The organism is Tumebacillus permanentifrigoris (assembly GCF_003148565.1).
Taxonomy (GTDB): Bacteria; Bacillota; Bacilli; order Tumebacillales; family Tumebacillaceae; genus Tumebacillus; species Tumebacillus permanentifrigoris.
Window position 1 is genome coordinate 1 of record NZ_QGGL01000020.1, and the last position, 13,054, is coordinate 13,054.

9 protein-coding genes, 1 tRNA gene and 1 other annotated feature are annotated in these 13,054 nt (G+C 51.2%); all 10 genes read left to right on the forward strand.

Translation table 11 applies throughout. The features are described 5' to 3' along the window. Nucleotides 1-420 precede the first annotated feature (420 nt). The 10 genes from C7459_RS18980 (at nucleotide 421) to C7459_RS19025 (ending at nucleotide 13,042) form a co-directional block, all read left to right on the forward strand. A complete protein-coding gene (locus tag C7459_RS18980; RefSeq protein ID WP_109690861.1) occupies nucleotides 421-1,038 on the forward strand; it encodes a hypothetical protein in 618 nt (205 codons plus the stop codon). Between the two features lie 28 nt (nucleotides 1,039-1,066). Then, nucleotides 1,067-1,753, forward strand: a complete 687-nt coding sequence (locus C7459_RS18985) for a hypothetical protein (RefSeq protein ID WP_245884635.1) — start codon at nucleotides 1,067-1,069, stop codon at nucleotides 1,751-1,753. A 908-nt stretch (nucleotides 1,754-2,661) separates the two neighbouring features. Then, a tRNA-Val gene (locus C7459_RS18990) sits at nucleotides 2,662-2,737 on the forward strand. 261 nt (nucleotides 2,738-2,998) lie between these two features. Continuing rightward, a complete protein-coding gene (locus C7459_RS18995) occupies nucleotides 2,999-3,622 on the forward strand; it encodes a matrixin family metalloprotease (RefSeq protein ID WP_170119563.1) in 624 nt (207 codons plus the stop codon). A 15-nt stretch (nucleotides 3,623-3,637) separates the two neighbouring features. Beyond that, nucleotides 3,638-4,375: a hypothetical protein gene (locus C7459_RS19000; RefSeq protein WP_109690863.1), complete on the forward strand. Its 738-nt coding sequence runs from the start codon at nucleotides 3,638-3,640 to the stop codon at nucleotides 4,373-4,375. Nucleotides 4,376-4,438: 63 nt separating this feature from the next. Next, nucleotides 4,439-4,696 (forward strand) — a binding site (T-box leader). A gap of 50 nt (nucleotides 4,697-4,746) precedes the next feature. Beyond that, complete coding sequence (locus tag C7459_RS19005; protein ID WP_109690864.1) at nucleotides 4,747-7,413, forward strand: valine--tRNA ligase; 2,667 nt, start codon at nucleotides 4,747-4,749, stop codon at nucleotides 7,411-7,413. Further along, nucleotides 7,413-8,894: a bifunctional folylpolyglutamate synthase/dihydrofolate synthase gene (locus C7459_RS19010; RefSeq protein ID WP_109690865.1), complete on the forward strand. Its 1,482-nt coding sequence runs from the start codon at nucleotides 7,413-7,415 to the stop codon at nucleotides 8,892-8,894. Before C7459_RS19005 ends, C7459_RS19010 begins: the two co-directional genes overlap by 1 nt. Nucleotides 8,895-9,100: 206 nt before the next feature. Beyond that, complete coding sequence (locus C7459_RS19015) at nucleotides 9,101-10,777, forward strand: GspE/PulE family protein (RefSeq protein WP_109690866.1); 1,677 nt, start codon at nucleotides 9,101-9,103, stop codon at nucleotides 10,775-10,777. Continuing rightward, complete coding sequence (locus C7459_RS19020) at nucleotides 10,774-11,808, forward strand: type IV pilus twitching motility protein PilT (protein WP_109690867.1); 1,035 nt, start codon at nucleotides 10,774-10,776, stop codon at nucleotides 11,806-11,808. The genes C7459_RS19015 and C7459_RS19020 overlap by 4 nt, the downstream gene beginning before the upstream one ends. Before the next feature lie 13 nt (nucleotides 11,809-11,821). Continuing rightward, a complete protein-coding gene (locus C7459_RS19025) occupies nucleotides 11,822-13,042 on the forward strand; it encodes a type II secretion system F family protein (protein WP_109690868.1) in 1,221 nt (406 codons plus the stop codon). The last annotated feature ends 12 nt before the right edge of the window (nucleotides 13,043-13,054 follow it).

Below are 13,054 nucleotides of genomic sequence, written 5' to 3' on the forward strand. Positions count from 1 at the left end.
ACTGGGGATCAAAACGGATAAAAGTTTTGCTCGGACCGGCGAAACTGGGGAATTTTCAAACGGTGTTTTTGAGGAGTTTTCAACTGTTGTTGACAAGTGGGCACAGTTCGGCAGACATGATCCTGAGATATTCCCAACCTACAGAAGAAGACAAAATGCAAGCAGTTGAATCGTTATTCAAGAATTGAGCCGCCAACTTTGGCGGTTCTTTTGTATATGGGGGGGGGAGGGAAAACATCTGATACTCAAAATAGAATCCATCATAGGCTAAGAGGACATCCAGCCTTTCACCCTGAAATTTTTCTCGATTCGATTGAGATTGAAAGACAAAATAGCATGAAATGAACATTTTATGCTATGAAAATATCAGAGAATTTTGTATAGTGAATAGAGCGATTTCAAATTATAGGAGGGAAACGAATGAGTAGTTTGTTTGTTGTAAATACCGACATTAATAAAAACGCTTATCCGAATTGGAGAAGGAGTACATATCCTAACGAAAATTTTTGTAGCTATTCAGAAATGTTCAAAAGCTCAGCCGACGATCTTATTGATACAATCGGAAGCAATCTTTTAAAAAAAGCTGATGAAATCATAAATCCGGCGATTTTTTTGTACAGACACTCTATTGAGTTGATGCTAAAGGCCCTGTTAGTAACTCATTATCTTCTAGAGAATGCAGATCATGAGAAAATTCAGAAGAAGCTAGATGGCCATTTTTTGGAGAGTCTATGGAGTAAAACAGAAAATATCATCAGGATTCATTGTAAACAATATGTTGAGCAGGATTCCAAGACTCTAAAAGCTATGCGAGAAGCAGTACTTGAGTTACATAATATCGACAAAGATTCGACAATATTTAGGTATCCCTTCGACAACAAATTGAACGTGCAAAAAATAGGTGACGAGCAGAGGCATTATGCGATTGATTATACTAATTTAAAAAATAATATGAACGATTTGTTTGTATTTTTATTAGGGTGCTATCATGTTGTTTATGATAAATATGAAAATCAAGATGTTATTAGGGTGTTTTGACTACAGATAACAAATGGGAGGAAAAAACGTGTCAAGTCAATTGTATTTGTGGCATGGATCTAGAGAAATGTTTAAATCTCAAATAGAGCTCTATGTAAATACTTTTTCGAAAAAAGTCTTCCCATTGTTCAGTAATATAGAACAAGAAGCTGATGAACTGTCAGATAATTACTTCAATTGTATCATGGGTGGAAATGGTTATGATGAGGTCGATCCTGCGGATGTTGCGCAAAATGCAATTGATGCTGGATTGGAATACTATGAAAATCTTTCTCTTATGAAATATAATACAATAGCAATGTGTATTGCCATGATGTATCAATTTTGGGAACAACAGGTGAGAAAATTTTTATTCGATGAAGTCAGTCGTTACTACCATATTGAGTTTAAAGATTTTTGTTCAAAAGGGATCAGACAAATAAAATCAGAATTTAAAGCTCACGATGTTGACCTAGAAAATTTACAGTGCTGGAAAAAGATAAATGAACTTAGGCTGTTATGCAACGTAATAAAGCATGGAGATGGAGATTCAGCTAGTGAGCTAAAAAATCTTAATGCAGATTTTCTATTAATAGATTCATTTAATAGGTTGGAGTTATACAATACAACTCTACTGAAAGCTGTTTTGAATATTGATGAATCTCATTTATCTGAATACGGTGCTTATCTTATCAACTTTTGGAATGAGTTGCCTGAAAGAATGTATAGTAAATAATTGGAGAGGTCATTCAAATGGTTTTCGGAAATTAAACTGCATACTCATTAGGGATGTTAGTTAATTTCGGAAATATAACATTTTATTTGATGCTATTGAAACATCATTCTAGGTGTTAATTTGATAGAAAAGAAATGGGGTATCCATATGCCTAGTTGTGATTTTGGTCGTCCATGCGATTGCAGAGATTGCAAAAGGATTGACTATACTATCATATGTCCACATTGTTATTTCGAAAACGTAGTTTCGGTAGATGGAATAGCCAAGTGGGAAACTGATAGGAAAGGGTATACGGGCGTTTCGTTGACCAAACCAGACTTACCATTCAGAGATCTGAATTGTTACAGCTGCAAAACAATGATTCGGGATGCAGGTGTGTTTGATAATATCCGTATTGAGGTCATGGAACGGAATCTAGGAAGGCAGAGAGCAATTGAGCAAGGTCGGGTTTGTGTTTCGTGTAGAAAAGTAGAGGGCTATGATGGTGTATTCTGGGAGAGAGACGAGAGGTACAAGGAGAAAGATGGAAAGAAATACTGTACTACTTGCTTATCAAAAATCTTAGAGAAAGAAACACCGAATCCATCAGATACGGAGTCTAAGTATGAATTTGATAAAAGCAGGCTTGAATGGGTTCTTCGTAAAGTTAGACAACCATGTATAAGATGCCAAAAGAAAAGATGGTTAAACGTTGAAAACACATGGAAGAAACAATGTAGTTCATGTTATTCAAGCACAAGGTGATTTTTTAGGGAACCGTGTCCGTTACTGGAGGCGGTTTTTCTATATACAGGGTGTCGCGTATTTTTCTTGCAGTTTGGGGGTGCTAAATGATAGTATCCTATATAAATAGTGATGAACGTCCTGCAATAACACGTACAATCGTTGATATATCAAGGTTCCCATATGCGGTCATAGCTCAGTTGGTAGAGCACCACCTTGACATGGTGAGGGTCGCAGGTTCGAGTCCTGTTGATCGCACCACTCTTGTTAGACTACTTTGCCTAAATGCCCTTTCTTCGTGATAACGATGAAAGGGCATTTTTTCGCTTTGGATAGTGGTACTAGCAATAGAGCCAACAAAAGCAACGCCTTCGCTCATCTTTGAATAGATAATATGAAAGGAACAGGCTCAAATCACATAAGTTTTTCTTGCTACAACAAAAAGAGAAAATTGACACATTATATACTCTATTATATTGTTATTATGAAGTTTATTTAGCAATGCAAGGAGGCTTTTTTGTGATGAATAAAGCAAGTAAGCTGTTTGTTTTTTCTTTACTAGGATCAATAGGACTGACGATCACGTCCCAAGCGTCGGCATATGTTACGTTTGGGTATAAATATACAAATACACCATTTCAAATGAGTTACTTCAATGATTGCTCGACCTATGTGTACAATGGAACTAGCATAAACTTTTACAGTGCTGTACAAAGTGGTGTGTCTTCTTGGAATAATACCTCGAACACCAAGGTTCTGATGAATCAAACTACTACACAAGCGCAATCCGTAATGGATTTTCACAATCAAGATGTAGGAGATCCTTCAGTTCTCGGGCAGACCAGTTTTTGGAACAACGCAACCAAAGTTGATCCTACCACAACCAACTGGTATTGGACGCGAGTGCTAATGAATCAAAATGCTGACTGGGCTTATTTTGCTCAAGCAGCACTTTACAAGGACATGAATGCAAAAGCAAGATATACTGCCGCTCATGAGGAAGGGCATGCACTGGGACTAAATCATGCTCCAAGTTCGACCGCTCTAATGTACGGAACTTCCGCACCATATGTCTATTACAACATTACGACTCCACAAACGGATGATGTAGCTGGTGTACAAGGTATTTACGGTACGTTGAAATAGAAAGGTGGTTTTAGGATGAAACGGATAACAAAAGGGCTCATCTCAGCTATGGTCGGCGCGATTGGCCTAGCAGGATATGCGATGTTGAAACCAGCACAAATACCAGAAACAAGCGTCGAGAAGGAGGTATCGGTTGCTCAAACATCTACTGATGCATCGACTACCGAAACCACTTCAACTTCCGATGTTATAGAAGGGACATATCCAATCATTGGAACACATGGCATGATCGAGAGCATGTCCTCCGCAGAGGAAATCTTCAAGTATGCGGAGATCATTGCAGAGGTCAAGGTGTTAGATCAGGAAACCATTCCTGTGGCGATTGGAGAAGTTTCAACACGCTCCAGTGTCAACGTAATCAAAACGCTAAAGGGAGATGCCGCAATCACTTCCATGCAAATTACTGAATTTGGTGGATTGCTGGACCTCTCAACGATTCCGAACATGGACAAGCCAGGCGATGGAAAACAACATCAACCGAACACGGGAATTGTGGAGTCGGCATTTGAGGGCTCGCCTGTCATGAAGAAGAATCAACTGTATCTGGTGTTCCTGCGTAAAAACCCGAATCCCAAGTGGGGGTACAACATCATCGGAGCTGTCCAAGGGAAACTAAAAATAGACGGGCAAACGAAGAAAATCATCAATACAGTGGATTCCAAGTATGCCGACGAAGAAATTTTCTTCATGCAAAGACAGTTCGCAGGAAAAGACAAGGATGAAATGGAAGCCACAGTTAAAAGTAAATTATAAGAAAAACCCCTAGCACCACCCCACCCCATCGTGTATACTATGTATCAAACAAGAACAACCTTATATATGACTGTGATGGGAAAGAGTAGAGGCTGAATGCTTTCAGAGAGGGTGGTTGACCCGCTGCGAGGCCGCCTAAGTTGAACGTCTCGAACGTCGTCCCGGAGTCGCTGACCTGAACATCCTTTTGTCAAAAAAGGGATCACTAAGGCTGGCCGGTGAACCCGTTATCTTCATTTGAGTGCGCCTTTGGTCTGAACCTTAACCCCAACAGGCGAATCAAGGTGGTACCACGGAAGTAACGTCTCTTTCGTCCTTGCGCAAGTTTTGCGAGGATGGAAGGGACTTTTTTATTTTGAGGAGGAGTCAACATGGAAGAAAACAACAACAACATCCCAAAAATCTACGACCCCAAAGCAGTCGAAACCAAGCTCTACGACTGGTGGATCGAGAACAACCTGTTCAAAGCGAGCGAGGACAAAAACGCCCCGACCTACTCGATCGTCATCCCGCCGCCGAACGTCACCGGCAACCTGCACATGGGTCACGCGATGAACCTGTCCATCCAAGACTCGCTGATCCGCCGCAAACGCATGCAAGGCTTCGACACGCTCTGGCTGCCGGGCACCGACCATGCAGGCATCGCGACCCAAGCGCGCGTCGAGAAAACCCTCCGCGAGCAGGGCATCTCCCGTCACGACCTCGGCCGTGACAAGTTCCTCGAAAAAGTCTGGGAGTGGAAAGAGATCTACTCCGACACCATCCACTCGCAATGGTCGAAACTCGGCATCTCTGTCGACTACTCTCGCGAGCGTTTCACCCTCGACGAAGGTCTCTCTGACGCGGTTCGCACTGTATTCGTCAAGCTCTACGAAAAAGGCCTGATCTACCGTGGCAACCGCATCATCAACTGGGACCCGGCGCAACGCACGGCGCTGTCTGACATCGAAGTCATCTACCAAGATGTCCAAGGTGCCCTCTACCACCTGCAATACCCGCTCGCAGATGGAAGTGGCCATGTCACCGTCGCCACCACCCGCCCGGAAACGATGCTTGGCGATACCGCAGTTGCCGTCCACCCGGAAGACGAGCGCTACAAAGACCTGATCGGCAAAACGCTCATCCTCCCGATCACCAACCGTGAAATTCCGATCGTAGCTGATGACTACGTGGACAAAGAGTTCGGCTCCGGCGCGGTAAAAATCACCCCGGCACACGACCCGAACGACTTTGAATTGGGCCTCCGTCACAGCCTGCCGCAGATCAACGTCATGGACGAAAGCGGCACGATGAACGAAAATGCCGGCCCGTACCAAGGTCTCGACCGTGCCGACGCACGCAAGAAAATCGTCAAAGACCTCCAAGACATGGGCGTTCTCTTCAAAATTGAGGAACACCTGCACTCCGTCGGTCACTCCGAGCGTTCCGGCGCTGTCGTTGAACCGTTCCTCTCCACCCAGTGGTTCGTCAAAATGCAACCGCTCGCGGACGCGGCGATTGCAGCGCAGAAAAACGAAGACACCGCGGTCAACTTCGTCCCGGAGCGCTTCGAAAAAACCTACCTGCACTGGATCGAGAACATCCGCGACTGGTGTATCTCCCGTCAGCTCTGGTGGGGTCACCGCATCCCGGCTTGGTACTGCGAGTGCGGCGAAACCATCGTTTCGCTCGACACACCGACCGTTTGCCCGAAGTGCGGCTCACAGAGCCTGACCCAAGACAACGACGTGCTCGACACCTGGTTCTCCTCTGGTCTGTGGCCGTTCTCCACGATGGGCTGGCAGGAGCAAACGGAAGATCTCAAGCGTTACTACCCGACCAGCGTGTTGGTGACGGCCTATGACATCATCTTCTTCTGGGTGGCGCGCATGATCTTCACCGCGCTGGAGTTCACGGAGGAGAAACCGTTCGCTGATGTGCTGATCCACGGTCTGATCCGCGACCCAGAGGGCCGCAAGATGTCCAAGTCGCTCGGCAACGGGATCGACCCGCTCGAAGTTATCGAGAAGTACGGCACCGATGCGATGCGCTTCATGCTCCTGACCGGTCTCTCGCCGGGCAACGACATGCGCTTCAACTGGGAGCGCGTCGAGATGGGCCGCAACTTTGCGAACAAGATCTGGAACGCATCGCGCTTCGTGATGATGAACCTCGACGAGTCGTTCACCTACGAAGGCATCACCGCGAACTCCAAGCTCGGCATCGCGGAAAAATGGATTCTACACCGCCTGAACGAGACTGCGCGAGAAGTCAACGAGCGCATGGAAAACAACTACGACATCGGCGGCGCAGGTACGGCACTGTACGAGTTCCTCTGGAACGAGTTCTGCGACTGGTACATCGAGTTGGCAAAAATGCCGCTCAACGGCGAAGACGAAGCGGCGAAAAACACCACGAAAAACGTTCTCGTCTACGTCCTCGACCAAGCGCTGCGTCTGCTCCATCCGTTCATGCCGTTCCTGACCGAAGAGATCTGGCAACATCTGCCGTCCACCCAAACGGGCGCGTCGATCATGACCGCGAAGTACCCGGAATTCGACACGACTTTGGAAGACGCGACAGCAGAGCGCGAGATGTCTCTCTTCATTGATATCATCCGCTCGATCCGCAACACCCGTGCGGAGCTGAACGTCCCGATGTCCCGCAAGATCACGCTGTTGGTCAAGGCAAAGGACGCGGCGACCGAAGAGATCCTCAAGCGCGGGGAGTCCTACATCGTTCGCTTCTGCAACCCGGAGAGCCTGACGATCGGCGTCGACCTGCATGCACCGGAGAAGGCCGTTTCCAACGTTGTCACCGGCGCAGAACTGTTCCTGCCGCTGGCGGGCCTGATCGACATCGGCGCAGAGATCGCTCGACTGGAAAAAGAAGTCAAGAAGCTGGACGGCGAAGTGGAACGCATCGAGAAGAAACTTGGCAACGAAGGCTTCGTGGCAAAAGCTCCGGCAGAAGTCATCGACGCTGAAAAAGCGAAGCTCGTCGACTACGCAGAGAAGCGTGAGAAAGTCACCGCTCGCATCGCGGAGCTGCGTGGGTAATGAAAAGCCAAGATACGCCTAGCATGACGGGCGTCTCAAACGCCACGGCTGAACGGTCGTCAACGGATGCTTGTGATGCGACGGCTACCTTTCTCGAATGGATGTCCAGCTTTGACCGCTTTGATGGGCGCAAGGGGATCAAGCCAGGGTTAGAACGCATGGAAGCCATGCTCGAACACCTCGGCAACCCGCACCTTGACATGAAATTCCTGCATGTGGCGGGCACCAATGGCAAGGGTTCGACCTGTGCTTACCTGACCTCGATCTTGGAGGCGGCAGGCTATCGGGTCGGGCTGTTCACCTCTCCCTACCTGACTTCCTTCCACGACCGCATGTCGGTTGGCGGGATGAACATCACCGACGAGGAGCTGTCCGCACTGGCGGCACTCCTGCGTCCGGCGGTGGAGGTCGTCTCGGAGACGGTGCACGGCCGCCCGACAGAGTTTGAAGTGGTCACGCTGCTTTCGCTCTTGCATTACTCGCGTGCGGGCGTCGACATCGTGGTCTGGGAGACCGGATTGGGCGGACGGCTCGACTCCACCAACGTCGTCACCCCCGTGCTGTCCCTGATCACCAACGTTGGACTCGATCACCAAGCGATCCTTGGCGAGAGCATCGAGCAGATTGCCACCGAGAAGGCAGGCATCATCAAGCCCGGTGTCCCGGTGCTGACCACCGCCACCGAACCAGCCCTCGACGTCATTCTACGCACTGCTTCGGAAAAAAGCGCCCCGGCTTTCGTCTGGGGTCGCGATTTTTCTGCAGAGCGCAGCGATCTGTTGGGTTTAGAAGGGCAGACGTTTGGCTGGCAGGAGCGTGTTGGACACGGACAGTCGAGGGGAGATACTCTAATAGAAGCAACAACTCTCGGCACGGCTTCAAATCAGGTAGCGAACGTGGTGGCCGGTACGGGCCACGTCGCTTTTTCCAAGCTCCAGATCGGGATGCTCGGGCCGCATCAGGTCTTGAATGCATCGCTCGCCGTCGCCGCCTGTGTGCAATTGAACCGCATGGGATGGACGATCTCCGAGGAAGCCTTGCGCCAAGGGCTTGCCAACACCCGGTGGGCAGGACGATTTGAGGTCATCGAACGCGATCCGTTGCTGATCCTCGACGGCGCACACAACCCCGAAGGGGCTGCAGTGCTGGCGAAGACAGTCGCGGAACTGCTGCCGAACACCAAGCTCACCGTCGTCGTCGGCATCCTCGCGGACAAGGCGATTCCTGGCGTGCTTGCTCCCGTGCTCTGCTACGCGACACATGTGATCGTCACCCGCGCTGACTTCCCGCGTGCCGCTGTTCCTGCTGATGTGGCCCGCGTCGTGCGCGAACTTGATCCACAAGTCCCATGCGAGGTGTACGACACGGTGCAACAAGCGCTTGACCGCGCCCGTGAGCTCACGCGACGAGGAGAGACAGACGCGATCCTGGTCACAGGCTCGCTCTACATGATCTCCGAAGCACGATCGCTGCTTTTGTAACTCATCAAAAAGACCCCTCATCCTGCCATGAGGGGTCTTTTTTTCGCGATTGCCAAAATTCAAATACACACTCTTGAAAAATAAGCAGATGTTGTGTTCTGTTATATTTTTTTAATTACTGATGCAGGAATGGTTCACCAAATGTCGAAATACGACACAATACAAACGAGGACAAATGACCTAACCGCGAGCAAAGGGGTGCAGGCATGATCCGCAAACGCATCGGCGACTTGTTGATCGACGCCGGACTGATCACGGAGCATCAGCTCCAAGAGGCGCTACAGATTCAGAAGACGGGCAAGGAAAAGCTCGGCGATGTGTTTCTCAACATGGGCTTTATCACCGAACAACAATTAATTGAAGCGTTGGAATTACAATTGAACATCCCGCACGTCCAACTGCACCGCTACAGGCTTGACCAGAGTCTGCTCGGGATCATCCCAGAGCGCTTGGCGAACATGTACCGTGTGTTGCCCTTGAAAAAGGAAGGCAACAAGCTGATGGTGGCGATGGTTGATCCACTCGATTATTACGCCATCGATGACCTGCGGATGAGCACTGGCTTTGTCATCGAGCCTGCTATCGCTTCCAAGGACGAGATCTTGCGCGCCATCTCGCGTTATTACGGCATGCAAGGGTCGGTCGAGGAAGTTATGCAGACGATGCAACCGCAGATCGACCTCGCGGTCGACCGCGAGATTATCGATGAGGACTCACCTGTCGTGCGGATGGTCAACCAGATTATCCAACAAGCGGTGCACCAGCGCGCCTCCGATATCCATATCGACACACAGGCGGATGGTATTCGCGTGCGGTATCGCGTGGACGGAGTTCTGCGCACGGAACGCACGCTGCCTAAGCACATGCACGGTGTGGTCTGCGCACGCTTGAAAATTCTCGCGAACCTGAACATCGCAGAACGCCGCGTCCCACAGGATGGGCGCTTCCATATCGATATTGATTTGCGCACGGTGGATGTCCGCGTCGCCACACTGCCAACTGCACATGGGGAAAAAATCGTCATGCGCGTGCTCGATGAAAAGACCGCTGTCAATGACATCGAGAAACTCGGGTTCGAGCCGTACAACCTCGAACGCTTTCAACATCTGCTTCGTCACACGCACGGCATCGTGCTGATCACCGGCCCGACTGGTTCGGGGAAAACGTCTACACTTTACGCCGCGCTCAACCGTCTGAACACGGATGAGGTCAACATCGTCACGGTCGAGGACCCGATTGAGTACCAAGTCGACGGAATCAACCAAGTGCAGGTCAACCACACGGCTGGGTTGACTTTTGCCAGTGGGTTGCGCGCGATCTTGCGCCAAGATCCGAATGTGATCATGGTCGGGGAGATTCGCGATGGCGAAACGGCGGAGATTGCGGTGCGGGCCGCGCTGACCGGTCACTTGGTGTTCAGCACGTTGCATACGAACGATGCGGTCGCCTCTGTCACCCGTCTGATCGATATGGGGATTGAGCCGTTCCTCGTCTCTTCCTCGATCGTCGGTGTGATTGGTCAGCGCCTCGTGCGCCGGATCTGTCATGAATGTGCGGAGCCGTACCTTCCCCATGTGGACGAGCTGCGGTTGCTTGAAGCAAGAGGTTTGCCCGCGAATCACCTGCGCTTGGGGCGCGGGTGTGGCAGTTGTAATCGCACAGGCTACCGAGGGCGGGTCGCGATCCAAGAGGTCATGCGGGTGGATGAGCAGCTCCGTCGCCTGATCATGGAGAAGCGCCCCGACTCGGAATACCGCCTGCATTGCATCCAGAACGGGATGAAGACGATGTTTGACGACGGACTGAACAAAGTAGCGGCTGGCGTGACCACGTTCGCTGAAGTGTTTCGCACCACGATGGCCGAAGGGGAGACCAGCGCATGATTCAAGACCTCTTGCTTACTGTGCATGAGCGCGGTGCTTCCGACTTGCATCTGACCGTCGGGAGCGCCCCGGTGATTCGCTTGCATGGCGATCTGCGCGTGCTGCCTGGGGAAGCGTTGAAACCACAGGACACGATGGACATGGTGCGCGAATTGTTGACGCGCGAGCAGTTTGAGACGCTGATGGAGCGCGGGGAACTTGACTTTTCCTGGGAGGTAGCGGGCGTCTCGCGTTATCGGATCAACGTGTACTGCCAGCGCGGATCGCTCTCGTTGGCCATTCGCGTCGTGTCCAGCCGCATCCCCTCGACGGAGGAACTCGGTCTGCCGGACATCTTGATCGAGATGACGCATAAGCCGCAAGGTTTATTTTTGGTGACCGGTCCGACGGGAAGCGGGAAGTCGACGACGCTCGCCAGCCTGCTGGACTACATGAACAAACGGATGCGTCGGCACATCATCACGCTGGAGGACCCGATCGAATACATGCACGTCCACCAGCAGAGCATCGTCGACCAACGTGAAGTCGGCAAGGACACGCGAACGTTTGCAAATGGATTGCGGGCGGCGTTGCGTCAGGACCCTGATGTGATCCTCGTCGGGGAGATGCGCGATCTGGAGACGATCTCCACCGCGATCACCGCTGCGGAAACTGGGCATTTGGTATTTGCCACGTTGCACACCTCCGACGCACCGCAGACGATCGACCGGATTGTCGATGTGTTTCCGCCGGAGCAGCAACAACAGATTCGTGTGCAGTTGGCGGCGGTGTTGCTGGGGGTCGTCTCCCAACGCTTGCTTCCGCGTGCGAACCGCAACGGGCGGGTCGCGGCACAGGAAATTCTCATCAACACGCCTGCGATCGCCAACCTGATCCGCTCGGAGAAGGTCCACCAGATACGCACGGCGATCCAAACGGGCAAGGCACAAGGGATGCAGACGCTGGAGATGCACCTGCAAGAGTTGGTGCGTCGAGGCGAGATCACGGAGCATGCCGCCCGCGAGCAGTTGCCACACCAGAATGTGATGTGAGGAGGACAGAGCGATGCCGGCCTATTCCTACCAGGCACTGGACACAGCAGGCAAGACGCGCAAGGGCCGGGTCGAAGCGGCCGATCGACAGGCGGCCGTGCTGGACCTCAAAATGCAAGGTCTGTTCATCACCCAGATCGACGAGGCCCAGACGAGCATCTGGAAGCGCGAGATCGAACTGGGGCCGAAACGCCTGCCGCTGAAGGACTTCGTACCCTTCCTCCGGCAGTTCGCCACATTGGTCAAAGCGGGGGTGACGCTGGTCGAATCGTTGCGCGTCTTGAGCGAACAGACCAGCAACAAGAAATTGAAGAAAATTCTCAGCGAGTGCGCGTCTCACGTGGCGCGCGGTCATCAACTCTCTGAAGCTTTGCGCGAACATGACCAGGCGTTTCCGTCTGTTTTTTCCAATATGGTGCGTGCCGGAGAGATCACGGGGAACATGGAGGATGTGCTCGACCGGCTGGCCTCGATGCTGGAGAAGGAGCATAACACGCGGGAGAAGGTCAAGTCCGCGCTGACTTACCCGAGTGTCATCGGCGTGGTCGCGGTGCTCGTCTCCGTGTTTCTGCTGGTCAACGTCATTCCGAATTTTGTGAAAAATCTGCATGCGCTTGGCGGGGAGTTGCCGCTGTCGACGCGGATCGTCATGGGCACATCCACCCACTTGATCCACTGGTGGTATTGGTATCTGCTCGGCATCTGTGCGCTGGTGTTGGGCTTGCGGGCTGCGGTAAAAACGCCCAAGGGCCGCTTTGCGTTCGATCTCTTTAAATTGAACATGCCCGTGTTTGGTGTGCTTTTTCAAAAGGCGGCGATCGCCCGAAGTTCTCGCACGATGGCGACTCTTTTGCAAAGTGCCGTGCCGGCCTTGACGGTGTTCACGGTGGCGGCGAACGTGGTTGGCAATGAGGTTTATGCCAACGCGTTGCGTCAGTCGCGGGAGGCGTTGCGCGCTGGGCAGTCGATGGTGACACCGTTGCGCGAGGAAAAAATGTTCCCGCCCTTGGTTACGCAGATGATTGCGATCGGAGAACAGACGGGCAGCGTGGATGCAATGCTGAGCAAGATCGCTGATTTTTATGAAGCGGATGTGGAGACGACGGTCGACAAGTTGCGGCCGATGATCGAACCGATCATGGTGCTCCTCCTCGCGATCGTGGTCGGGGTGATTGTAACCGCTGCGATTGCACCGATGTTTGAAATTTACAAGAGCACGGGTCGTCCACATTAGGGGAAAGCGGGG